This is a genomic window from Nocardioides baekrokdamisoli (assembly GCF_003945325.1).
GTDB lineage: Bacteria > Actinomycetota > Actinomycetes > Propionibacteriales > Nocardioidaceae > Nocardioides > Nocardioides baekrokdamisoli.
In genome coordinates, this window is the sequence record NZ_AP019307.1 from 2220634 (window position 1) to 2240434 (window position 19801).

Annotated in this window: 24 protein-coding genes; 22 read left to right on the forward strand and 2 right to left on the reverse strand. The window is 66.6% G+C overall.

Features of this window, described 5'->3' with window-relative positions; translation table 11 throughout:
- Position 1 precedes the first annotated feature (1 nt).
- The 20 genes from rplE (at position 2) to KCTC_RS10970 (ending at position 11759) form a co-directional block, all read left to right on the forward strand.
- Positions 2–568, forward strand: coding sequence for a 50S ribosomal protein L5 (rplE, locus tag KCTC_RS10875; protein WP_125569296.1), 567 nt, complete (start codon positions 2–4; stop codon positions 566–568).
- Between the two features lies 1 nt (position 569).
- Entirely contained in the window at positions 570–755 is a 186-nt protein-coding gene (locus tag KCTC_RS10880) for a type Z 30S ribosomal protein S14 (protein WP_125569297.1), read from the forward strand.
- A 69-nt stretch (positions 756–824) separates the two neighbouring features.
- Positions 825–1232 carry a 30S ribosomal protein S8 gene (gene rpsH, locus KCTC_RS10885; RefSeq protein ID WP_125569298.1) on the forward strand — a complete coding sequence of 136 codons (408 nt, stop codon included), beginning with the start codon at positions 825–827 and terminating at the stop codon, positions 1230–1232.
- A 6-nt stretch (positions 1233–1238) separates the two neighbouring features.
- Positions 1239–1778, forward strand: a complete 540-nt coding sequence (gene rplF / locus KCTC_RS10890) for a 50S ribosomal protein L6 (RefSeq protein ID WP_125569299.1) — start codon at positions 1239–1241, stop codon at positions 1776–1778.
- Positions 1778–2161, forward strand: a complete 384-nt coding sequence (gene rplR / locus KCTC_RS10895; RefSeq protein WP_125569300.1) for a 50S ribosomal protein L18 — start codon at positions 1778–1780, stop codon at positions 2159–2161. The genes rplF and rplR overlap by 1 nt, the downstream gene beginning before the upstream one ends.
- Positions 2162–2206: 45 nt before the next feature.
- Positions 2207–2848 carry a 30S ribosomal protein S5 gene (rpsE, locus tag KCTC_RS10900; protein WP_125569301.1) on the forward strand — a complete coding sequence of 214 codons (642 nt, stop codon included), beginning with the start codon at positions 2207–2209 and terminating at the stop codon, positions 2846–2848.
- Positions 2848–3030 (forward strand): 50S ribosomal protein L30, encoded by a 183-nt coding sequence (gene rpmD, locus KCTC_RS10905; RefSeq protein ID WP_125569302.1) that lies wholly within the window; start codon positions 2848–2850, stop codon positions 3028–3030. The genes rpsE and rpmD overlap by 1 nt, the downstream gene beginning before the upstream one ends.
- Positions 3030–3479: a 50S ribosomal protein L15 gene (gene rplO / locus KCTC_RS10910; RefSeq protein ID WP_125569303.1), complete on the forward strand. Its 450-nt coding sequence runs from the start codon at positions 3030–3032 to the stop codon at positions 3477–3479. The genes rpmD and rplO overlap by 1 nt, the downstream gene beginning before the upstream one ends.
- 147 nt (positions 3480–3626) lie before the next feature.
- Entirely contained in the window at positions 3627–4940 is a 1314-nt protein-coding gene (secY, locus tag KCTC_RS10915) for a preprotein translocase subunit SecY (RefSeq protein WP_125569304.1), read from the forward strand.
- Entirely contained in the window at positions 4937–5509 is a 573-nt protein-coding gene (locus tag KCTC_RS10920) for an adenylate kinase (RefSeq protein WP_125569305.1), read from the forward strand. The genes secY and KCTC_RS10920 overlap by 4 nt, the downstream gene beginning before the upstream one ends.
- Before the next feature lie 9 nt (positions 5510–5518).
- Positions 5519–6334 (forward strand): type I methionyl aminopeptidase, encoded by an 816-nt coding sequence (gene map / locus KCTC_RS10925; RefSeq protein WP_174233044.1) that lies wholly within the window; start codon positions 5519–5521, stop codon positions 6332–6334.
- A gap of 205 nt (positions 6335–6539) precedes the next feature.
- Complete coding sequence (infA, locus tag KCTC_RS10930) at positions 6540–6761, forward strand: translation initiation factor IF-1 (RefSeq protein WP_125569306.1); 222 nt, start codon at positions 6540–6542, stop codon at positions 6759–6761.
- A 27-nt stretch (positions 6762–6788) separates the two neighbouring features.
- The gene (gene rpmJ / locus KCTC_RS10935; RefSeq protein ID WP_008361054.1) at positions 6789–6902 is read left to right on the forward strand and encodes a 50S ribosomal protein L36; all 114 of its coding nucleotides are present in this window, start codon (positions 6789–6791) and stop codon (positions 6900–6902) included.
- A gap of 157 nt (positions 6903–7059) precedes the next feature.
- Positions 7060–7434 (forward strand): 30S ribosomal protein S13, encoded by a 375-nt coding sequence (rpsM, locus tag KCTC_RS10940; RefSeq protein WP_125569307.1) that lies wholly within the window; start codon positions 7060–7062, stop codon positions 7432–7434.
- Positions 7434–7841, forward strand: coding sequence for a 30S ribosomal protein S11 (gene rpsK / locus KCTC_RS10945; RefSeq protein WP_125569308.1), 408 nt, complete (start codon positions 7434–7436; stop codon positions 7839–7841). Before rpsM ends, rpsK begins: the two co-directional genes overlap by 1 nt.
- Positions 7842–7867: 26 nt before the next feature.
- The gene (gene rpsD / locus KCTC_RS10950; protein ID WP_125569309.1) at positions 7868–8476 is read left to right on the forward strand and encodes a 30S ribosomal protein S4; all 609 of its coding nucleotides are present in this window, start codon (positions 7868–7870) and stop codon (positions 8474–8476) included.
- 110 nt (positions 8477–8586) lie between these two features.
- Positions 8587–9609 carry a DNA-directed RNA polymerase subunit alpha gene (locus KCTC_RS10955; RefSeq protein WP_125569310.1) on the forward strand — a complete coding sequence of 341 codons (1023 nt, stop codon included), beginning with the start codon at positions 8587–8589 and terminating at the stop codon, positions 9607–9609.
- Positions 9610–9696: 87 nt separating this feature from the next.
- Positions 9697–10227, forward strand: coding sequence for a 50S ribosomal protein L17 (gene rplQ / locus KCTC_RS10960; RefSeq protein ID WP_125569311.1), 531 nt, complete (start codon positions 9697–9699; stop codon positions 10225–10227).
- Between the two features lie 91 nt (positions 10228–10318).
- Positions 10319–11152, forward strand: coding sequence for a tRNA pseudouridine(38-40) synthase TruA (gene truA, locus KCTC_RS10965; RefSeq protein ID WP_125569312.1), 834 nt, complete (start codon positions 10319–10321; stop codon positions 11150–11152).
- The gene (locus KCTC_RS10970) at positions 11145–11759 is read left to right on the forward strand and encodes a class I SAM-dependent methyltransferase (protein ID WP_125569313.1); all 615 of its coding nucleotides are present in this window, start codon (positions 11145–11147) and stop codon (positions 11757–11759) included. The genes truA and KCTC_RS10970 overlap by 8 nt, the downstream gene beginning before the upstream one ends.
- Positions 11760–11833: 74 nt before the next feature.
- Here the strand turns inward: KCTC_RS10970 and KCTC_RS10975 are convergent, their stop codons facing one another.
- Positions 11834–13162, reverse strand: coding sequence for a cytochrome P450 (locus tag KCTC_RS10975; protein ID WP_125569314.1), 1329 nt, complete (start codon positions 13160–13162; stop codon positions 11834–11836).
- Positions 13163–13216: 54 nt separating this feature from the next.
- Positions 13217–14521 (reverse strand): S1C family serine protease, encoded by a 1305-nt coding sequence (locus KCTC_RS10980; RefSeq protein ID WP_231998697.1) that lies wholly within the window; start codon positions 14519–14521, stop codon positions 13217–13219.
- 119 nt (positions 14522–14640) lie between these two features.
- On the opposite strand from KCTC_RS10980, the gene KCTC_RS10985 reads away from it, so the two are divergent.
- Positions 14641–18483: a Pls/PosA family non-ribosomal peptide synthetase gene (locus KCTC_RS10985; RefSeq protein ID WP_125569315.1), complete on the forward strand. Its 3843-nt coding sequence runs from the start codon at positions 14641–14643 to the stop codon at positions 18481–18483.
- Entirely contained in the window at positions 18470–19762 is a 1293-nt protein-coding gene (locus tag KCTC_RS10990; RefSeq protein WP_125569316.1) for a M1 family metallopeptidase, read from the forward strand. Before KCTC_RS10985 ends, KCTC_RS10990 begins: the two co-directional genes overlap by 14 nt.
- Positions 19763–19801: the final 39 nt, after the last annotated feature.

A 19801-nucleotide genomic window follows, 5' to 3' on the forward strand; every position in this document is an offset into this window, starting at 1 on the left:
GATGACTGAGACCATTGAGAAGGTCACCCCGCGTCTCAAGACCAAGTACCGCGAGACCATCGCGCCGGCGCTCAAGGAGCAGTTCGAGCTCGGCAACGTCATGCTGGTCCCCGGTCTGACGAAGATCGTCGTCAACATGGGTGTCGGCGACGCCGCCAAGGACTCGAAGCTCATCGAGGGCGCGATCAAGGATCTGACCGCGATCACCGGCCAGAAGCCGCTGGTGAACAAGGCCCGCAAGTCGATCGCCCAGTTCAAGCTGCGCGAGGGCATGCCCATCGGCGCCCACGCGACGCTGCGTGGCGACCGCATGTGGGAGTTCCTGGACCGCCTCCTGTCGCTCGCGCTTCCCCGTATCCGCGACTTCCGCGGTCTGAACCCGGGCCAGTTCGACGGTCGTGGCAACTACACGTTCGGTCTGACCGAGCAGGTCATGTTCCACGAGATCGACCAGGACAAGATCGACCGCCTCCGCGGTATGGACATCACGATCGTGACCACGGCCACGAACGACGAGCAGGGTCGCGCGCTTCTCAAGGCGCTCGGCTTCCCCTTCAAGGAGAAGTGACATGGCGAAGACCGCCCTCAAGGTGAAGCAGGCTCGTACGCCGAAGTTCGCCGTGCGTGGCTACACCCGCTGCCAGCGCTGCGGCCGTCCGCGTGCCGTCTACCAGAAGTTCGGCCTGTGCCGTATCTGCTTCCGTGAGATGGCCCACCGCGGCGAGCTTCCCGGCATCACCAAGTCGAGCTGGTAACAGGACCTAACCGCGAAGAAGGTCGTGCCTCCTGATGGCGCGAAACCGTTTCGAGAAAGAACACACATCATGACGATGACTGACCCGATCGCAGACATGCTCACGCGTCTGCGCAACGCGAACCAGGCGCACCACGACGCCGTTTCGATGCCGTACTCGAAGATCAAGCAGGGGGTCGCGGAGATCCTCCTCCAGGAGGGTTACATCGCGAAGTTCGACGTGACCGAGCCGGCCGAGGGCGAGGTCTCCAAGACCCTCACCCTCACCCTCAAGTACGGCCGCAACCGTGAGCGCTCGCTCGCTGGTGTACGCCGCATCTCCAAGCCGGGCCTCCGCGTGTACGCCAAGCACACCGGTCTCCCGAAGGTGCTCGGTGGTCTCGGTATCGCGATCATCTCCACGAGCTCCGGCCTCCTGACCGACCGTCAGGCCAACGCGAAGGGCGTAGGTGGGGAAGTCCTCGCCTACGTGTGGTGATCTGAGATGTCGCGTATTGGCAAGATGCCCGTGCCGGTTCCCGGCAACGTGGACGTGCAGATCGACGGTCAGCTGGTGACGGTCAAGGGCCCGAAGGGCACCTTGACGCACACCGTGGCCGAGCCGATCACCGTCGAGAAGGGTGAGGGCGTCCTGGACGTCGTTCGTCCGAACGACGAGCGGATCGCCAAGTCCCTGCACGGCCTGAGCCGCACCCTGATCAACAACATGGTCATCGGTGTCACCGAAGGTTACGAGAAGAAGCTCGAGATCGTCGGCGTTGGTTACCGCGTTCTCCCGAAGGGTCCGACCCAGCTGGAGTTCCAGCTCGGCTACTCGCACCCGATCATCTTCGACGCTCCCTCTGGGATCACGTTCACGACCGAAGGCCCCACCAAGCTCGGCGTCGTCGGGATTGACAAGCAGCAGGTCGGCGAGGTTGCGGCCAACATCCGCAAGCTGCGCAAGCCCGAGCCCTACAAGGGCAAGGGTGTTCGTTACGCCGGCGAGAACGTCCGCCGCAAGGTCGGAAAGGCAGGCAAGTGATGGGTATCGAGATCTCGAACCACAAGCACACCTCGCCGCGAGTCCGGGCGCGCCTCAAGCGCCAGGTCCGTGGTCGCAAGAAGATTGCCGGCACCGCCGAGCGTCCCCGCCTGGTGGTCACCCGGTCCGCTCGCCACATCGTGGCGCAGATCGTCGACGACAACCTGGGCACGACGCTCGCGTCGGCCTCGTCGCTGGAGGCGGACCTGCGTGCCGCTTCTGCCGACAAGACCGCCAAGGCCAAGCAGGTCGGCGAACTCGTCGCCTCGCGTGCCAAGGCTGCGGGTATCGAGTCGGTCGTCTTCGACCGTGCAGGCAACAAGTACACCGGCCGCGTCGCGGCGCTCGCTGAGGGCGCCCGCGAGGGTGGCTTGGCGTTCTGATCACTCCGCCTATCCAGAAGCTTTGAGAGAATTAGAGGAACTCCGATGAGCGGAACAGCTCCCCAGCGCGGCGGCGAACGCGGCCAGCGCGACGGCCAGCGCCGCGACGGCCGTGGTCGTGACAACCGTCGCGACAACGCCGCCGAGAAGAACCAGTACATCGAGCGCGTCGTCGCGATCAACCGCGTGGCCAAGGTCGTGAAGGGTGGTCGTCGCTTCAGCTTCACCGCCCTCGTGATCGTCGGCGACGGCAACGGTCTGGTCGGCGTCGGCTACGGCAAGGCCAAGGAAGTCCCGGCTGCGATCGCCAAGGGTGTCGAGGAAGCGAAGAAGCACTTCTTCCAGGTCCCGCGCATCCAGGGCACCATCCCGCACCCGGTCCAGGGCGAGAAGGCTGCAGGCGTCGTCCTGCTCCGTCCGGCAGCCCCCGGTACCGGTGTGATCGCCGGTGGTCCGGTCCGCGCCGTGCTCGAGTGCGCCGGTATCCACGACGTCCTGAGCAAGTCGCTCGGTTCGTCGAACCAGATCAACATCGTCCACGCGACGGTTGCTGCACTGCAGCAGCTCGAGACGCCGCAGCAGGTTGCTGCTCGTCGTGGCAAGGCTGTCGAGGACGTGGCTCCGGCCGCGCTCCTGAAGGCCGCTGCCGAGCCGTCGCCGTCACCGGTCACGGAGGTTGCAGTCTGATGGCGCAGCTGAAGGTCACCCAGAAGCGAGGCCACGTCGGCCTCAAGCAGAACCAGCGCGAGACCCTGCGTACGCTCGGTCTCAAGCGCATCAACGACGTGGTCGTCAAGGAGGACCGCCCGGAGATCCGCGGCATGGTCCAGACGGTGCGCCACCTCGTGACTGTCGAGGAGGTCGACTAATGACTGATGGACCGCTGAAGCTCCACAACCTGTCCCCGGCTCCGGGGTCGAAGAAGGCCAAGACTCGCGTGGGTCGTGGTGAGGGCTCGAAGGGCAAGACGGCCGGCCGTGGTACCAAGGGTACGAAGGCTCGCTACAACGTTCCGGTCGCCTTCGAAGGTGGCCAGATGCCGATCCACATGCGTCTGCCGAAGCTCAAGGGCTTCAAGAACCCGTTCAAGGTCGAGTTCCAGGTCGTGAACCTGGACAAGCTTGCGGAGACGTTCCCCAAGGGCGGTGCGATCTCCAAGGAGGACCTCGTCGCCAAGGGTCTGGTTCGCAAGAACCAGCCGGTCAAGGTTCTTGGCGCGGGCGACATCACCGTCAAGGTCGAGGTCTCCGTGGACGCCTTCTCGGCGTCCGCCAAGGAGAAGATCGAGGCCGCTGGCGGGTCGATCACCGCTCTCTGACGGATTGTGGACCGACGGCGTACGCCCACCTGTTGTGGGGAGTACGCCGTCGGTCTCCGTCGTTACGCGGCCCCTGTTAGGCTGCGTCGGATTCTGCGGGGGCTCGACTGAGCCGCCCGTATGTCGCCCTGAAATGAGGAACTAGCAGTGCTCAGCGCCTTCGCCAATGCCTTCCGGACTCCGGACCTGCGGCGCAAATTGCTGTTCGTTCTCGGGATCATCGTGATCTTCCGGCTCGGCTCCCAGTTGCCGGCTCCGGGCGTCAACTACGCGAACGTCAACACGTGCATCGGTGTCGTCAAGGGCCAGGGCCTCTACAGCCTGGTCAACCTGTTCTCGGGTGGAGCGCTGCTGAAGCTCTCGATCTTCGCGCTCGGGATCATGCCGTACATCACCGCCTCGATCATTCTGCAGTTGCTCGTCGTGGTCATCCCGCGCCTCGAGGCACTCAAGAACGAGGGTCAGGCCGGCAACGCCAAGATCCAGCAGTACACCCGGTACCTCACGCTCGGCCTCGCCGTACTTCAGGCGACCGGCATCGTTGCGCTTGCCCGCTCCGGCACCCTTCTCCAGGGCTGCAAGGACGCTCAGGGCAACGCCCTTCCGCTCCTCCACCGTCAGGACAGCACGGTGACCTTCCTGGTCATGGTTGCGACCATGACGGCCGGCACCGCCGTGATCATGTGGCTGGGCGAGCTCATCACCGATCGAGGCATCGGCAACGGTATGTCGATCCTGATCTTCACCCAGGTCGTCGCGACCTTCCCCGGTGCGATGTGGGGCATCAAGCAGGCTCGCGGTTGGACCATGTTCTCGATCGTGGTCCTGGTCGGGCTCGTCATCGTGGCAGCCGTCATCTTCATTGAGCAGGCGCAGCGCAGAATCCCGGTTCAGTACGCCCGCCGGATGGTCGGTCGCCGCATGCTCGGCGGCTCGTCCACCTACATCCCGATCAAGGTGAACCAGGCCGGCGTCATCCCCGTCATCTTCGCCAGCTCGCTGCTCTACCTGCCGGCGATGGCTGCGCAGTTCAACAGCAACGGCGGCGGCTGGGTCGACTGGATCAACCGCTATCTCGTACGCGGTGACCACCCGCTCTACATGCTGGCGTTCTCGCTGCTGCTGATCTTCTTCACCTACTTCTACGTCTCCATCACGTTCGACCCGGTCGAAGTGGCGGACAACATGAAGAAGTACGGCGGCTTCATCCCGGGCATTCGCGCCGGTCGCCCGACGGAGGAGTACCTGCGGTACGTACTCAATCGACTGACGTTCCCGGGTTCGCTCTACCTCTGCGTCATTGCGCTCATCCCGATGGTCGCGGTGGCGATGGTCAACGCGAGCCAGAACTTCCCCCTCGGTGGCACCTCGATCCTGATCATCGTCGGCGTCGCGCTCGACACGGTGAAGCAGATCGAGAGTCAGCTGCAGCAGCACAACTACGAAGGGTTCCTGAGATGAGGCTTCTGATCATGGGTCCGCCAGGAGCGGGCAAGGGCACGCAGGCCGTGGACCTGGCCGCTCGCGTAGGCGGTGCGCACATCTCGACCGGTGACATCTTCCGTGCCAATGTCTCCCAGGGCACTCCGCTCGGCGTCGAGGCGAAGAAGTACATGGACGCCGGCCAGTACGTGCCGGACGAGGTCACCAACGCGATGGTGCGTGACCGTCTGGCGCAGGACGACGCCAAGGCGTTCGTGCTCGACGGCTATCCGCGTACGGCTGACCAGGTCAGCGAGCTCGACAACATTCTGGAGGGTCTCGGAGCCAAGCTGGACGGCGTCCTCGAGCTGATGGTCGCGGACCGCGAGGAGCTCGTTCAGCGCATGATCAAGCGCGCCGAGACCAGCGGCCGGGCAGATGACACCGAAGAGGTGATCCGTCACCGTCAGGACGTGTACGACCAGGAGACTGCAGCGTTGGTCCCGATCTACCGCGAGCGCGGGTTGCTGCACGAGATCGACGGCATCGGCAGCATCGACGAGGTCGCCCAGCGCATCGCCTCGGTGGTCGACAGCCTCCAGGGATAGGCGCTCCTCGTGTTCGGATCCCGCGGGATCGAGCTCAAGACGCCCGAGCAACTGCGGGCCATGCAGCGAAGCGGTGCGATCGTGGCCGAGGCGCTTGCGGAGGCGCGGGCTGCCGTACGACCTGGTGTCACGCCGCGCGAGATCGATGCGTTGTGCGAACGGATCATTCGTGACCGCGGGGGAGTTCCGAACTTCCTCGGCTACCACGGCTTCCCGGCGACCATCTGCGCGTCGGTGAACGACGTCGTCGTGCACGGTATCCCGGGCGACACCCCGCTGGTGGAGGGTGACGTGATCTCCATCGACTGCGGCGCCATTCTGGACGGCTGGCACTCGGACTCGGCGATCACGGTGCCGGTTGGCGAGGTTCGCGCGGAGGTGGCCGAACTCCTCCGGGTCACCGAGGAATCGATGTGGCGAGGCATCGCCGCTGTACGTCAGGGCGGCAAGGTCGGCGACATCGGCCATGCCATCGAGACCTACGTCCGCGGCGAGGGTGCGTACGGAATCGTGGAGGAGTACGTCGGCCACGGCATCGGTACGGCGCTTCACCAGCCGCCGAATGTCCCGAACTTCGGGCGCGCCGGACACGGGCCCAAGATCACTCGTGGGATGGCGCTGGCGATCGAGCCCATGCTCACGTTGGGGACGATCGAGAACCGCACCCTGGCTGACGACTGGACGGTCGTGACGAGCGACGGCTCCTGGGCGGCCCATTTCGAACACAGCGTCGGTGTTTTCGCCGACGGCCTGGTCGTGCTCACCGCACCCGATGGCGGCAGGGCCGAACTCGCGCGGCTCGGTGCCGCGTACGCCGGAGATTGAGTTTCCCGGCAGGTTCGGCGATTAGGTCGCGCCAGAAAGGCACGCCTAAACTGGCGTGTCGGCCCAACGTGGGTCTGTCTCCGTGTGCCTTGTGGCTTACCTAAGGCGTGCGGAACGGCTTGACGAGGTCCACCGGTCGCAAGGCCGGAGGTTCGCGGTCCGATGCATCAGACGATAGTCATTCGAACCACACGGATTGAGGGACATGCCGAAGAAAGACGGCGTACTCGAACTCGAGGGCACGGTCGTAGAGGCCCTGCCCAACGCGATGTTCCGCGTTGAGTTGAGCAATGGCCACAAGGTCCTTGCTCACATCAGCGGCAAGATGCGCCAGCACTACATCCGAATCCTCCCCGAGGACCGGGTTGTGGTGGAGCTTTCTCCGTACGACCTCACCCGCGGTCGGATCGTCTACCGCTACAAGTAAGTAAGCCACGAGAAAGAAGGGCCGACCATGAAGGTCAACCCGAGCGTCAAGAAGATCTGTGACAAGTGCAAGGTGATCCGTCGCCACGGACGCGTCATGGTGATCTGCGAGAACCCGCGTCACAAGCAGCGTCAGGGCTGATCCAGCCCTCCCCTGCGGCAAGACAACTGAATACACATTTACGACGTACTACCTGCGGATCTGCTGCAGGGAATCACCTCCGGAGCAGAGGCCGGAGCTGGGGCGCCACCCCAGATGTTCGTCGACCGAGACCTCCGCAGAACCGTAAGGAACACACATGGCACGCCTTGTCGGCGTAGACCTGCCGCGCGAAAAGCGCGTCGAGATCGCGCTCACCTACATCTACGGCATCGGCCGTACGACCTCGAAGCAGCTCCTTGCTGCCACCGGCGTCTCCCCGGACACCCGCGTCCACGCCCTCGCTGAAGAGGAACTGGTCGCGCTTGCCAAGGAGATCGAGTCCCGCAACCTCACCATCGAGGGTGACCTCCGTCGTGAGGTCCAGGCGGACATCCGTCGCAAGATCGAGATCGGCTCCTACCAGGGCCGCCGTCACCGCATGGGCCTCCCGGTCCGCGGTCAGCGTACGAAGACCAACGCTCGTACCCGCAAGGGCCCGAAGCGCACCGTTGCCGGAAAGAAGAAGAAGTAATGCCTCCGAAGACTCGCGCCGCTGCGGCCAAGACCAAGGTCCGTCGCAAGGAAAAGAAGAACATCGCTCAGGGCGAGGCCCACATCAAGAGCACGTTCAACAACACCATCGTCACGATCACCGACCCGACCGGTGCGGTGATCTCGTGGGCGTCGGCCGGCACCGTCGGCTTCAAGGGCTCCCGCAAGTCCACTCCGTTCGCTGCTCAGATGGCCGCTGAGGCTGCTGGTCGCCGCGCGATGGATCACGGCATGAAGAAGATCGACGTTTTCGTCAAGGGCCCGGGTTCGGGCCGCGAGACCGCGATCCGTTCACTGGGTGCGATCGGCCTCGAGGTCGGCACCATCCAGGACGTGACCCCCACGCCGCACAACGGCTGCCGCCCGCCCAAGCGCCGCCGCGTCTGATCACCGAGACCGAAGGAGACTGAAAGATGGCCCGTTACACCGGACCCATGACCCGCAAGTCCCGCCGTCTCGGCGTGGACCTCGTCGGTGGCGACTCGTCGTTCGAGCGCCGCCCGTACGCGCCTGGCCAGCACGGCCGCGCGCGCATCAAGGAGAGCGAGTACCGCACTCAGCTGCAGGAGAAGCAGAAGGCTCGCTTCACCTACGGCGTGCTCGAGAAGCAGTTCGCCAACTACTACGCCGAGGCCAAGCGTCGCCAGGGCAAGACGGGTGACAACCTGCTTGCACTGCTCGAGGGCCGCCTCGACAACGTGGTCTACCGTGCCGGCTTCGCCCGTACGCGTCGCCACGCGCGCCAGCTCGTCAACCACGGACACTTCCTGGTCAACGGCGTGAAGGTGAACATCCCGTCGTACCAGGTTGCGGCTCACGACGTCATCGACGTCAAGGCCAAGTCGTGGGACACGACTCCGTTCATCGTGGCTCGTGAGACCCACGGCGAGCGCGTCGTTCCGGCGTGGCTCGAGGCGTTCCCGAACCGCATGCGCATCTTCGTGCACCAGCTCCCGGTGCGTGCCCAGATCGACCTGCCGATCCAGGAACAGCTCATCGTCGAGTACTACTCGAAGCTCTGATCTCATCCCCTGTGTCCCGGCTTCGGCCGGGGCGCAGGGATCCGTCTTCCGCAACACCACCTGAAGTTCGGGCCCTCAAATAGCGGTCGGCCCGGGAAGGAAAGAACACAGTGCTCATTGCACAGCGCCCCACCCTGTCGGAAGAGTCCGTCGACCAGTTCCGTTCGCGGTTCATCATTGAGCCGCTGGAGCCTGGCTTCGGCTACACCCTCGGCAACAGCCTTCGTCGTACCCTCCTGTCCTCGATCCCCGGCGCGGCTGTGACCTCGCTCAAGATCGACGGCGTACTTCACGAGTTCTCGACCGTGGAGGGCGTCAAGGAGGACGTCACCGAGCTGATCCTCAACCTCAAGGGTCTGGTCGTCTCCTCGGAGCACGACGAGCCCGTCGCCGTCTACCTGCGCAAGTCGGGTGCCGGCGTCGTCACCGCAGCTGACATCACCGCCCCGGCGGGTGTCGAGGTGCACAACCCGGATCTCGTGATCGCGAACCTGTCCGACAAGGGCAAGCTCGAGATCGAGCTCATCGTCGAGCGTGGCCGCGGCTACGTCTCGGCCGTCCAGAACAAGGGCGCCGACAACGAGATCAGCCGCATCCCGGTCGACTCGATCTACTCGCCGGTCCTCAAGGTCTCGTACAAGGTCGAGGCGACCCGTGTCGAGCAGCGCACCGACTTCGACCGCCTGGTCATCGATGTCGAGACGAAGACCTCGATCGTGCCGCGGGACGCCCTGGCGTCGGCCGGCAAGACCCTGGTCGAGCTGTTCGGTCTCGCTCGCGAGCTGAACGTCGAGGCCGAGGGCATCGACATCGGTCCGTCGCCGGTCGACGAGCAGCTCGCTGCTGACCTGGCCCTGCCGGTCGAGGACCTGCAGCTCACGGTCCGGTCGTACAACTGCCTCAAGCGCGAGGGCATCCACACCGTGGGTGAGCTCATCGGTCGCTCGGAGCAGGACCTGCTCGACATCCGCAACTTCGGTTCGAAGTCGATCGACGAGGTCAAGGCCAAGCTCTACGAGATGGGCCTGTCCCTCAAGGACAGCGCTCCGGGCTTCGACCCGGCCGCTGCCCTGGCTGCGTACGACGAGGACGAAGACCTCGACGAGGACTTCTCCGAGACCGAGCAGTACTGATTTTCAACTAGTCGGTGTGGGCGCCTGATGGGCGCCCACACCACCTACCCCGGTACCTGACACGGCCGGAGAGGAAAGGAAGGCGACATGCCTACTCCCAAGAAGGGTCCCCGCCTCGGCGGTAGCCCGGCGCACCAGCGCCTGATTCTGTCGAACCTTGCCACCCAGCTCTTCGAGCACGGCAAGATCACGACGACCGAGAGCCGCGCACGTACGCTGCGCCCGCTCGCGGAGAAGCTCATCACCAAGGCCAAGGTCGGCGATCTGCACAACCGTCGCGAGGTCCTCAAGACCGTCCGTGACAAGGGCGTCGTGCACGTTCTCTTCACCGAGATCGCGCCGCTGATGGCCGAGCGTCCGGGCGGCTACACCCGCATCACCAAGATCGGTCCGCGCAAGGGCGACAACGCCCCGATGGCGGTCATCGAGCTGGTGACCGAGGCGTACGCCCCGAAGCCGAGCAACAAGAAGGCCGAGAAGGCCGCTGCGCCGGCTCCGGTCGTCGAAGAGGCTCCGGTCGAGGAGACCGTCGTCGACGAGGCCGCTGAGGCGCCCGCCGAGGACGTCGTCGCCGAGGCTCTGGCTGAAGAGACTGAGGCTCCGGCCGAAGAGGCCTGATCTCTCGCGTTCGTCGGCCCGCCACCCGCTGCTGTTGAAGCAGGGTGGCGGGCCTTCGCGCTTTCACCGGCGCCGATGCGAGAATCCTGCCGTGCGCATCCGGATCGATCTCGCCTACGACGGGACCGACTTCAAGGGCTGGGCGCGCCAGCCGGACCTGCGTACGGTCCAGGGCGAACTCGAGGCTGCGCTCGGTTCCGTGGTGCGCGAGCCGGTCGCCGTCACCTGTGCGGGGCGTACGGACACCGGCGTGCACGCCCGCGGACAGGTGGTGCACATCGACCTCACCCCAGAGCTCCTGACGGCTGTTGCCGGGCGGTACGAGGGGCTGCCGACGGACGCCCTCGTACGGCGGCTCAACGGCCTCCTGCCGGGCGACATCCGGGTTGCGCGGGCGTACGTGGTGCCGGATGAGTTCGACGCCCGCTTCTCGGCGCTGTGGCGCCGGTACGCCTACCGCATCGTCGACTCCGTGGAGCTCGTCGACCCCCTGACCCGGAACCACGTGCTCGCCTGGCCGCGGGCCCTGGACATCGAGGCGATGAACGCGGCCTCGGCGCCGCTGGTCGGGCTCAACGACTACGCGTCGTTCTGCAAGAAGCGTGAGGGTGCCACCACGATCCGGCAGGTCACCGAGTTGTCGTGGCGTCGCCAGAGCGACGGGATCATCGTCGGCACGGTGGTGGCCGATGCGTTCTGCCACTCGATGGTGCGGTCGCTGGTCGGTTGCCTGATCGCCGTGGGCGAGGGGCGCAAGCCGGTCGAATGGGCGGAGGAGGTCCTGGCCGGGCGCGTCCGCGAGTCTGCCGTGATCGCCGCCCACGGACTGACGCTGGAAGAGGTCGGCTATCCGGCGGACGAGGACCTCGGCGCGCGCCTGGCGATCACCATGAACCGACGGACCGAGGACGAACTCGATGGTTGAGCAACGCCCCGCCCGCGGGACGGACGAGCAGTACTTCACCGCGGATCCCAGCGTCCCCTTCGAGCGAGAGACATTTGAGACCGTCGTGTGGGGCAACCGGCTGCGGTTGACCTCCGGATCCGGGGTGTACGCCAAGGGGCGCCTCGATCTCGGCACCGGCGTGTTGCTCGAGGAGGAGCCCCCGGCCGCCGGGCGCGTACTCGATCTCGGGTGTGGCTACGGGGTCATCGGGCTAGCCATTGCGAAGGCTTCCCCGGAGACGACCGTCGTGGGCGTCGACGTGAACGAGCGCGCCGTACGTCTTGCGACGGAGAATTCGAAGGCACTCGGCCTCGCCGATCGATGCATCTTCACGACAGGTGCCGTGGACGGGGAGTTCGACGAGATCTGGTCCAACCCGCCGATCCGGATCGGCAAGGAGGCCCTGCATGCGCTGTTGCTCCAGTGGCTTCCACGACTGAAGCCGGGTGGCCGCGCCGTGATGGTCGTCGGCAGGAACCTCGGCTCAGACCCGCTCCAGCGCTGGTTGATCGAGCAGGGCTATCCGACGGAGCGTGTCGGCTCGTCGAAGGGATTCCGCGTACTCGAGACGCGACCCTCAGGTTGAGGGGTCACTTCTCGCACGTTGAAGGGTCAGCCGCGGTGGCGCGTACGACCCCTCAATGGTGCGTCAGTGACCCTTCAACGTGCGAGAAGTGACCCCTCAACCAACGAGGAGTCGAGGCGGACCGGGAGGTTGGCGACCGAATAGACGATGGACAGTTCGGCGAAGCCCAGATCGCTGAGGTCGTCGGTGGCCATCGCCAGGTTCGGGAAACGGTTGGCGAGGGCGACGAGCGCCGTACGCATCTCCATCCGGGCCAGTTCGGCGCCGACACAGCGGTGAAGACCGTGGCCGAAGGCGAAGTTCTGGGTGCCGACGTTGCGCAGGTCGAACTGCTCGGGGTGCGGCACGACCTTCGGGTCACGGTTGGCCCCGGACAGCGAGACCATCACGATCGCGCCCTTCTTGACCTGGTGACCGAAGAGGTCGTGGTCCTCGCGCGCGAATCGCGCGAACGCGATCTGCACCGGGCACAGGTAGCGCAACAGTTCCTCGACGACGGCGTCGATCTGCGCCTTGTCGCCGCTGCGCAGGGCTGCGTACGCCTCGGGGTTCTGAGTCAGGACGTATGCGCCCATCGAGAGCATCGCGGCGGAGGTCTCGTATCCGCCGAGGAACACGCCGTCCGCGAGGCCGCCGAGTTCGACGTCGTCGAACTCCTCGCCGCGGGTCCGGATGATCTCGCCGATCAGGCCCTCACCGGGGTTCGCCCGCTGGTGCTTGACCTCGTTGATCAGGAAGGTACGGGTCTCGTTGGCCGCGCCGAACGCACCGGCCGCGCCGCTCTCGGCCAGGTCGAAGCGCGCGGCACCGAGCTTGTGGAACTCGTCGCGTACGTCCTCGTCCATCCCGAGCAGGTCGCAGATCACCCGGAAGGGGATCTCGAAGCCGAACTTCTGGACCAGATCGACGACCGGGCCGTTGGCCTCCATGTCGTCGAGCGAGTCCGCGACGATCTGGTCGATCTTCTCGTCGAGGCGCTTGAGCCGGCGCATGGTGAACTCCGGGGTCAGCAGCCCGCGGAGCTTGGTGTGGTCGGGGGCATCGGTCATGCCGAGTCCACCGATGCCCTCGGCGTCGGTCCGCTTGCGAGTGCCGAGCAGGTGGCGCATGTCGTTGGAGTACGACTTCGAGTCCGCCAAGACCTGCTTGGACTCCTCGTGGCCGGTGATCAACCAGATGTCCAGCCCGAGGACGCTGCCGAGCTTGTGCACCGGGTCGATGGTTCGCTGCTCGGCCAGTGCCGGCACCGGGTCGACGCCGTCGCGACGCAGCGGGTACGTGAGGTGCTCCGGAATCTTGTTGAGCGTGGTGATGTCCATGGGGTTGGACTTGCCACGCATCGCCAAGCGAAGAGCCGCGGTGCGTACGCGCGCGCCAAGGGCTGCGAACGGGTTGAAAGCCATGCGTTCAGTGTGACGGTTAGTCATCGTCGAAGCGAAAACGCTCAGACGAACCTTTCAGGAACTGGCGGATGCAGCGTCGGAGTCCAGTGTCACTTGGGCCGTCGCGGTCTGGCCGTTGCGGACGTACGTCACCGTCACCTTGTTGCCGGGCCGGTAGGCGCGGATCGTCGCGACGAGGCCGTCCGAGGTGGTGACCGGGTGGTTGTCGACCTTGGTGATGATGTCGCCGTTCTGGAGGCCGGCGTTGGCCGCGGCCGAACCGCCGGTCACCTTCTCGACCTTCGCGCCGTTGGTCCCGAAGAGGACATCGCCCTCGGTGGTGCTGACTGCATCCTTGCCGCCCACGTCACCGACCGAGACGCCGAGCTTGGCGTGAGTGGCCGGCTTGCCGGCTGACAGTTCGTCCACGATCGGCAGGATCGCGTCGATCGGGATCGCAAAGCCGAGGCCGATGCTGCCGCTCTGACCGCTGGCGCCGGAGCTGCCGCTGCCATGGATCGAGGCGTTGATGCCGACCAGCCGTCCGCTGAGGTCAACCAGTGGGCCGCCGGAGTTGCCGGGGTTGATCGCCGCATCGGTCTGGATCGCAGGGTAGACAGTGCGGTTGCTGGCATTGCCCTGGGTGACGTCGGTCGGCCGGTTGAGGGCGCTGACGATGCCGGCGGTCACGCTGCCGTTGAGGCCGTACGGGGAACCGATCGCGAGCACGCTCTGGCCGACCTGGAGCGCGCTCGACTTGCCGATGGCGAGCGGGTGCAGGCCCGACACACCCTGCGCCTGGATGACGGCCGTGTCCGTGAGCGGGTCGGTGCCGAGGACGGTCGCGTTGGCGAACGTACCGTCGTTGAAGTCGACCCGGATCCGGCCGCCGCTCTTGGCAGCGAAGTCGACCACGTGGTTGTTGGTCAGGATCTTGCCGTCCGGCGAGAAGATGATCCCCGATCCGGTCCCGAGCGTCTGACCGCCCTGGGCCTCGATCTTGACGACCGACGGGAGCACGGCGTGGGCGACTGCCTCGAGCGTCGTCTCGCTCGCCGAGCCGTCGGACTGGACCACGGGCGAGGTGGAGCCGTTGCCGACCGTGGACACTGACGAGGAGTCCTGCTTGTGCTCGTGGTTGTAGTAGGCGGCTCCGCCGATGCCGGCTGCGCCGCCGACGACCAGCGAGAGGCCGGTCGCTCCGAGGATGACGCCGAGGCTCTTGCCCGAGTTGCGGCCGCCGGCGGCCGCCGCAGGTGCCGTCAGGACAGTCGTCCCGGGAGGCGGAGGGGTGGTCGGCGCGTACTGCGTCCACAGCGGCGCGGTCACCTCGACGGGCTTGGCGTCCTCGGGGGTTTCGTTGATCGGCTCGTCACTCACGCGTCCAAGGTAATCACGGATGCTGTGCGGCTGCTGTGGGTCCTGACGAACTGGGCTGTGATGCAGCACCCTCGTCGGCGTTCTCGATCTGTACACCTTCACCTGAAAGGCTGGGTGTCGTGACGGACCCACTGCGCCGCGGCGCGTACGCCCCGGCTCCGCGGACGCTCGTCGACATCTTCCGGGCCACCGTCGAGCAGGCCGGTGACGATCCGGCCATCGACATCGGTTCGTCCGTGTTGACGTACGCCGAGTTGGAGGAGGCGGCCGAGGGGGTCGCCGCGGAACTCAATGCGGCGGGCATCGGACGCGGCGCGAAGGTGAGTGTACGGATCACGTCGGGGACCACTGAGCTCTACACCGCGATCCTCGGCATCCTGGTCGCCGGCGCGGCGTACGTCCCCGTCGACGCAGACGACCCCGATGAGCGTGCGCGGGTGGTTTTCGGCGAGTCGGAGGCCGCGGCGGTGATCCGCGATGACCTCGAGATCGAGATCCTGCGCAGAGGGGAGCCCGTCGAGCCGCTGGACCCGAGCCCAGACGACGACGCGTGGGTGATCTTCACCAGCGGTTCCACGGGTACGCCCAAGGGCGTGGCCGTCACCCACCGCAATGCCGCAGCGTTCGTCGACGCCGAGTCACGGATGTTCCTCCAGGACGAGCCGATCGGAGTCGGCGACCGGGTGATGGCGGGCCTGTCGGTCGCGTTCGATGCGAGTTGCGAGGAGATGTGGCTGGCCTGGCGCTACGGCGCGTGCCTGGTGCCCGCCCCGCGGGCGCTCGTACGCAGCGGCGTCGATGTCGGACCCTGGCTCGTCGCCAACCGCGTCACCATCGTGTCGACAGTCCCGACGCTGGTGTCCCTCTGGCCCGAGACCTCACTGGCACGGGTACGCCTGCTGATCACCGGGGGGGAGGCGATCCCGGGCGAGTTGGCGGCCCGGTTGCAGCAGCCCGGACGCGAGGTCTGGAACACGTACGGGCCGACGGAGGCGACGGTCGTCGCCTGCGGCGCCCTGCTGACGGGTGAGGGTTCGGTCCGGATCGGTCTGCCGCTGGACGGCTGGGACCTGGCCGTTGTCGACCCGGCCACCGGCATCCCGGTGGCGCCGGGCGCGACTGGTGAACTGATCATCGGTGGAGTGGGTCTGGCGCGCTACCTCGACCCGGCGAAGGACGCCGAGAAATACGCCCCGATGCCGACGCTCGGTTGGGATCGGGCGTACCGATCCGGCGATCTGGTCGTCAACGATCCCGCCGGACTGTTGTTCGGCGGCCGAGCCGACGACCAGATCAAACTCGGTGGCCGACGGATCGAGCTCGGCGAGATCGACTCCGCGCTGCTGGAGTTGTCGGGCGTCCACGGTGCAGCCGCCGCGATCCGCAAGACCACCGCCGGCAACAAGATCCTTGTCGGCTACCTCAGTGTCGACGACATGTACGACTCCGCGGCGGCCCTGGCGCAGCTACGTACCGACCTCCCTGCCGCGCTCGTCCCGCGGCTCGCGGTCGTGGACACGCTCCCGACCAGGACGTCAGGGAAGGTCGACCGTGATGCGCTGCCGTGGCCGCTGAAAGCCTCGACGGGAGCGGCCGGGCTGAACGACACCGAGACCTGGATTGCTGGCTTGTGGCACGACATCCTCGGCGCCGACGTCGCCGGCCCGAAGGACGATTTCTTCGATCACGGCGGCGGCTCCCTGACGGCTGCCCAGGTGATCGGGCGGCTGCGCGAGCGCTATCCCGAGATCGCCATGGGCGACCTGTACGAGCATCCGAGTCTCGGTGCGCTCGCGGCGTACGCAGAATCGCTCGGCGCCAGCACATCCGCACTGGACCGTGAGGTGCCGGCGGTGCCGGTCAAGACGCAGGTCGGCCAGGTGGTCGCGACGTTCGCGCTGCGTTGCTTCGCGGCACCGCGTTGGTTCGCCTGGATCGCACTGGCACTCGCTCTGGTGAAGATCCCGGATGCGCCGCATCCGACGTGGTGGTCGGTGCTCCCGATCGCGCTGGTCTTCCTGACGCCGCCCGGCCGGATGATCGTGGCGGCGACGGTTGCGCGCTGGACGCTGCGCGGGATCAAACCGGGGGACTATCCGCGTGGGGGCAAGGTGCACCTGCGAGTCTGGTTCGCCACCCGCGCTGCCGAGGAGTTGGGCGCGCTCAACCTGTCCGGAGCCCCCTGGGTGACCTGGTACGCCCGATTGCTCGGTTGCACGATCGGGGACAACGCGGACCTGCACTCGCTCCCGCCGGTCACCGGCTTCCTCAAGGTTGGCGCCGGCGCGTCGATCGAGCCCGAGGTCGACATGACCGGCCACTGGATCGACGGGGATGTCTTCCACCTCGGGCGGATCGAGATCGGTGCTGGCGCACGCGTGGGCGCCCGGTCGATGCTCAACCCGGGTGCCAAGGTCGGCGACGATGCGGAGATCGCGCCCGGATCAGCCGTGTTCGGCAAGGTGCCGGCCGGCGAGTCCTGGTCGGGTTCACCAGCCACACGGGTGCACAAGTCGGCTCGAGGCCCCTGGGAGGAGCGCATCCCGCGCTCGCCGGTCTGGATCGGTGCGTACGCGCTGACCGCAGCGCTCATCGGTCTCCTGCCGGCTCTGTCGATGGGTCTGGCGACCTGGATCGGCCTGGAGCTGATCGGACGCGAGCACGCAGTCCGGTGGCAGCCGTGGTTGGCCTGGAGCCCGCTGCTCGTGGTCATCGGTGCGACGACGCTCGGTCTCGCGATCATCGTGATCGTCCGGACCTGTGGCCTGCTGATCAGGCCCGGCATCCAACCGGTCCGCAGCGCCCGCGGTCTGGCCGTCTGGACCACCATGCGTACGTTGGACGAGGCGCGTACGTGGCTCTTCCCGCTCTACTCCTCGACGTTCACCCCGACCTGGCTGCGCGCCCTCGGCGCGAAGATCGGCAAGGACGTGGAGGCATCGACGGTCCTGATGGTCCCGAGCCTGACGCAGGTCAATGACGAGGCCTTCCTGGCCGACGACACCCTCATCGGTGGGTACGAACTCGGCGGTGGCTGGGTGCGGGTGGAGAAGGTGAAGGTCGGCAAGCGCGCCTTCGTCGGCAACTCCGGCATGGCGGCGCCCGGCCGCAAGGTGCCGAAGGCCTCGCTGGTCGCGGTCCTGTCGGCGGCACCTGCCCGCAAGAAGGCTCACTCCGGAGAGTCCTGGGTCGGATCGCCACCGACGTCGTTGCGGCGCGCGGTCGCTGAGGACACCAGTGGGCGGACGTACAAGCCGACGCCGCAGCTGCGCTTCTACCGCTTCGTTCTGGAAGTCCTCCGGCTCGTCCCCTTCACGCTGGCGTACGCGCTGCCGGCGTCGGTCGTGTACGGAGATGTCCGACTCGGCCTGACGTACGGCTGGGGCATCGCGCTGGTCGCGCTCGGACCGCTGCTGGTGCTCGCCGGGCTCGTCGCGGCGATGACCACCGCTGTGGCCAAATGGGTCCTCTGCGGCCGGATGCGGCCGGGCACCCATCCGCTCTGGAGCTCGTTCGTGTGGCGCAACGAGCTCGCGGACACGTTCGTGGAGACGATCGCGGCACCGTGGTTTGCCCGACCGGTGGCGGGTACGCCGCTGCTCACCTGGTGGTTCCGGTCGATGGGCGCCACGATCGGCAAGGGGGTCTGGGTGGAGACGCACTGGCTCCCCGAGACGGACCTGGTGGTGCTCCAGGACGGTGCGACGGTCAATGCGGGGACGGTCGTGCAGACGCATCTCTTCCACGACCGGATGCTGCAGCTGGACACCGTGACGCTGCGCCGCGGAGCCACCCTGGGACCCAACTCGGTGATCCTGCCCGCAGCCACCGTGGGGCGGCATGCCACTGTTGGCCCGGTGTCCTTGGTGATGCGTGGAGAATCGGTGCCGGACAAGACGGCCTGGATCGGGAATCCGATCGGACCGTGGGAGATGCAGGGGGTGTCGGATGCCGACGGCTGACCCGTACCTGCCGTCGCACGGTGACCGCTCATGGGGGGCCGTCCACTACGACCTCGATCTGGACTACGACCTGCTCGGCGCCCGACTCGACGGCGTCGCGCGGATCCAGATCGTGGCGCACGAGGAACTCGCCAGGGTGAGCCTCGACCTGGCGTACCTCGCGGTCAAGAAGATCACCATCGACGGGAAACCGCCGGCCAAGTGGACCCACAACAAGCACCGGCTCGTGCTCACGCTCAAGACCCGGATCAAGGCCGGCAGGACCGCCGAGATCATGGTCAAGTACTCGGGCAAGCCGCGCCCTCTGGTGATCGAACCGCATGGCGACGCCGGCTGGGAGGAACTCGCCGACGGGATCATCGTGGCCGGTCAGCCGCACGGCGCGCCCACCTGGTTCCCGTGCAACGACTGGTGTGGCGACAAGGCGACGTACCGGATCTCGGTGCGGGCGGACGAGAACTACTCGGTCATCTCCAACGGCGTGCTCACCTCGCGTACGCGCCGCGGCTCCGGAGAGACGTGGGTGTACGACCAGCGGCAACCGATGGCGACCTACCTCGCCACCGTCCAGCTCGGCCGCTACGTACCCCACCCGATCGAGGCCGACGTGCCGATGGCGGTCTTCGCCGAGACCGGTGCGGACGTGGCGTCGGCGTTCGCGGATCAGGGTCGGATGCTGTCGTACTTCTCCGAGGTGTTCGGGCCGTACCCGTTCGACACCTACTCGACCGTCGTCACGCCGGACGAGCTGGAGATCCCGCTGGAGTCCCAGTCCCTGGCGACGTTCGGCTCCAACTACCTCACCTCGGAGTGGAAGCACGTACGCCTCGTGGCGCACGAGTTGGCGCACCAGTGGTTCGGCAACGCGGTCACGATGGAGACGATGCAGCACATCTGGCTGCACGAGGGCTTCGCCTGCTATGCCGAATGGCTGTGGTCCGAAGCTGCGGTGCTCGAGCGGGCCGAATCGCACGCGAAGCATCACCATCTGCGACTGGCTGATCTGCCGCAGGATCTCCTGCTCGCGGACCCGGGCGCTGAGGACATGTTCGACGACCGGGTCTACAAACGCGGTGCGTTGACTCTGCACGCGCTTCGGGTGCGAGTGGGGGACGAGGTGTTCTTCACGATCCTGCGGACCTGGGTGGAGCGGTTCAGCGGACGTTCCGTGGTCTCCGCGGACTTTGAGGACCTGGCAGCTGAGGTGTCCGGGCAGGACCTCTCGGGGCTCTTCGATGTCTGGTTGCGGGAGACAGTGCTGCCGCCGTTCCCTGCCTGAGGAACGCCTCAGAGTGGCTTGATCCGGCCCTCAGTCTGG

What these genes read in the sequence shown, in the direction of transcription:
- rplE (WP_125569296.1), top strand. Translation starts at nt 2, where the DNA reads ATGACTGAGACCATTGAGAAGGTCACCCCGCGTCTCAAGACCAAGTAC.
- KCTC_RS10880 (WP_125569297.1), top strand. Translation starts at nt 570, where the DNA reads ATGGCGAAGACCGCCCTCAAGGTGAAGCAGGCTCGTACGCCGAAGTTC.
- rpsH (WP_125569298.1), top strand. Translation starts at nt 825, where the DNA reads ATGACGATGACTGACCCGATCGCAGACATGCTCACGCGTCTGCGCAAC.
- rplF (WP_125569299.1), top strand. Translation starts at nt 1,239, where the DNA reads ATGTCGCGTATTGGCAAGATGCCCGTGCCGGTTCCCGGCAACGTGGAC.
- rplR (WP_125569300.1), top strand. Translation starts at nt 1,778, where the DNA reads ATGGGTATCGAGATCTCGAACCACAAGCACACCTCGCCGCGAGTCCGG.
- rpsE (WP_125569301.1), top strand. Translation starts at nt 2,207, where the DNA reads ATGAGCGGAACAGCTCCCCAGCGCGGCGGCGAACGCGGCCAGCGCGAC.
- rpmD (WP_125569302.1), top strand. Translation starts at nt 2,848, where the DNA reads ATGGCGCAGCTGAAGGTCACCCAGAAGCGAGGCCACGTCGGCCTCAAG.
- rplO (WP_125569303.1), top strand. Translation starts at nt 3,030, where the DNA reads ATGACTGATGGACCGCTGAAGCTCCACAACCTGTCCCCGGCTCCGGGG.
- KCTC_RS10920 (WP_125569305.1), top strand. Translation starts at nt 4,937, where the DNA reads ATGAGGCTTCTGATCATGGGTCCGCCAGGAGCGGGCAAGGGCACGCAG.
- infA (WP_125569306.1), top strand. Translation starts at nt 6,540, where the DNA reads ATGCCGAAGAAAGACGGCGTACTCGAACTCGAGGGCACGGTCGTAGAG.
- rpmJ (WP_008361054.1), top strand. Translation starts at nt 6,789, where the DNA reads ATGAAGGTCAACCCGAGCGTCAAGAAGATCTGTGACAAGTGCAAGGTG.
- rpsM (WP_125569307.1), top strand. Translation starts at nt 7,060, where the DNA reads ATGGCACGCCTTGTCGGCGTAGACCTGCCGCGCGAAAAGCGCGTCGAG.
- rpsK (WP_125569308.1), top strand. Translation starts at nt 7,434, where the DNA reads ATGCCTCCGAAGACTCGCGCCGCTGCGGCCAAGACCAAGGTCCGTCGC.
- rpsD (WP_125569309.1), top strand. Translation starts at nt 7,868, where the DNA reads ATGGCCCGTTACACCGGACCCATGACCCGCAAGTCCCGCCGTCTCGGC.
- rplQ (WP_125569311.1), top strand. Translation starts at nt 9,697, where the DNA reads ATGCCTACTCCCAAGAAGGGTCCCCGCCTCGGCGGTAGCCCGGCGCAC.
- KCTC_RS10970 (WP_125569313.1), top strand. Translation starts at nt 11,145, where the DNA reads ATGGTTGAGCAACGCCCCGCCCGCGGGACGGACGAGCAGTACTTCACC.
- KCTC_RS10975 (WP_125569314.1), bottom strand. Translation starts at nt 13,162, where the DNA reads ATGGCTTTCAACCCGTTCGCAGCCCTTGGCGCGCGCGTACGCACCGCG.
- KCTC_RS10990 (WP_125569316.1), top strand. Translation starts at nt 18,470, where the DNA reads ATGCCGACGGCTGACCCGTACCTGCCGTCGCACGGTGACCGCTCATGG.